Origin of the sequence: Devosia sp. (assembly GCF_034675085.1) — a bacterium.
GTDB lineage: Bacteria > Pseudomonadota > Alphaproteobacteria > Rhizobiales > Devosiaceae > Devosia.
In genome coordinates, this window is the sequence record NZ_JAUCDN010000440.1 from 1 (window position 1) to 2,088 (window position 2,088).

General features: G+C 68.1%; 1 protein-coding gene and 1 pseudogene. Both read right to left on the reverse strand.

The annotated features are described in order from the left end of the window. Positions 1–84: 84 nt before the first annotated feature. Complete coding sequence (locus VDP82_RS17460) at positions 85–1,380, reverse strand: folylpolyglutamate synthase/dihydrofolate synthase family protein (RefSeq protein WP_323016090.1); 1,296 nt, start codon at positions 1,378–1,380, stop codon at positions 85–87. A 249-nt stretch (positions 1,381–1,629) separates the two neighbouring features. Beyond that, a pseudogene (locus tag VDP82_RS17465) lies at positions 1,630–2,088 on the reverse strand (methyl-accepting chemotaxis protein); the annotation flags it as partial.

A 2,088-nucleotide genomic window follows, 5' to 3' on the forward strand; every position in this document is an offset into this window, starting at 1 on the left:
AAAACCAAGGCTCCAGCGTCCGAAGTGATTACTCCCCGCAAGGGGAGGGAGGCGCAGGAGCCGAACTCCGGTGCGAGGCCGTCCTCAGTCCGGCGGCGTGTGGTTGCGCGCCAGCACGTCGCCGGCGAGATAAAGCGAGCCGCAGATCAGCACGCGCGCGCCGGCGGAGGCCGATGCGGCGCGCAGCGCCGCTTCCACCGAGCGCTTGGGGCTGGCCTCGAACCCGGCCTTGCGCGCTTCGGCGGCGATGAAGGCGGCCTTGTGGGCATTGGCCTCGCCGGGAATGGTGAGGGTGAAGATCTTGTCCACCATGCCGGCGAAGGGGGCGAGCACGGCGGCGGGCGCGCGGGTGTTCATCAGCCCCATCACCAGGATCAGCGGCGCCGGGCGGGTGTGTGCCAGCGCGCGCAGCGTCTCGGCCACGGCCTTGGCGCCATGGGCGTTGTGGATGCCGTCGAGCCAGAGCTCGGCCGCCGGATCGAGAAGGTCGTGCAATGGCCCCGTCTGCAGCCGCGTCATGCGCGCCGGCCACACCACCTGGCGCAGGCCTTGCGCCAGCGCCGCCTCATCCACCGGCAGGCCGAAATGGCGGGTGGCGGCGATGGCCAGCGCCGCATTGTCGAACTGATGCGCGCCCAGAAGCGCCGGCGGGGGCAGGTCGAGCAGGCCCTGCTCGTCGGAATAGACCAGGCGCCCGTCTTCCGCATGGCCGTGGAAATCCTCGCCCTGCCAGATCGGCCTGATGCCCAGCCGGTGCGCCGCCCGCTCCAGCACGGCGCGGCCTTCGTCCTGCTGCAAGCCCATCACCGCCTTGGCGCCGCGCTTCAGGATGCCGGCCTTGCTGACCGCGATTTCGGCGATGGTGTTGCCCAGAAAGCCCTGATGGTCGAGATCGACCGGGGTGATGATGGTGCCCAGCGGGTGCTCGACCACATTGGTGGTGTCATAGGTGCCGCCCATGCCGGTTTCGAGCAGCAGATAGTCGGCCGGCGTTTCGGCAAAGAGCATGAAGGCGGTGGCGGTGGTGATCTCGAAAAAGGTCATCGGCCGGCCGGCATTGGCCGCCTCCACCTTTTCCAGCGCCGCGTTCAGCCGGCGCGTGCCCACCAGCGTGCCGGCCAGCCGGATGCGCTCGTTGAAATGCACCAGATGGGGGGAATTATAGACATGCACGCTCTTGCCCGCCGCTTCGAGAAAGGCGCGCAGATAGGCGATGGTGGAACCCTTGGCATTGGTGCCGGCGACGTGGATCACCGGGGGCAGGCGCTTATGCGGATCGCCCAGCGCCGCCAGCAGCGGCAGGATGCGATCGAGGCTGAGATCGATCAGCTTGGGATGCAGCGCCGAAAGGCGCCGGAGAATGGCATCGGTGCGGGACATGGGGACTCAAGGGGCAGGCGGGCAAACGCCCATGAGGTAAACCCGAACGGCGCCGGGCTCAATGGCGAGAATGGGAGAACGGTCCGTCCCCAACCACAGCGCGGCACCTCCCCCTTTGACGGGGGAGGGTGGGAGGGGGTGTGGAGAGCCCCTATATCGGGGCTAAACACCCCCACCCTTGATCCCTCCCCGCAAGGGGGAGGGTGACGACTGCACCATCGGATGGCTACCGGTTGAGGTCAGGGGGGCTCAAAACTCTTCCCAGTCCTTGTCCACCGCCGCATTGCCGTGGCTGAGATAGCTCGTCGCCGCCGAGCGCAGTTTTTCCTGAAGGCCGCGGGCGCCGGCCGGGCGTGCGGGCGGCGGGAGCTGGCGGGCGGGGCTGGCTTCGATGGTGAAGATATCCACGATCCGGTCGAGCTCGCTCGCCTGCGCCTCGGTCTGCTCGATGGCGGCATTGGTCTCTTCCACCAGCGCGGCATTGTGCTGGGTCATCTCGTCCATGGTGTGGACGGCGGTGTTGACCTCCTCGATGGCCGAGGCCTGTTCGCGACTGTCGCGGGAAATGGCCTCCAGCGCATTGGTATTGTCGCGGATGGCGGTGAGCATGGCGCCCAGCTTGGTCGCCGCCTCCTCCACCAGCCGGCTGCCGCCCTTGACCTCATTGGCCGATTGCTCGATCAGCGCCTTGACGTCCGCCGAGGCGCT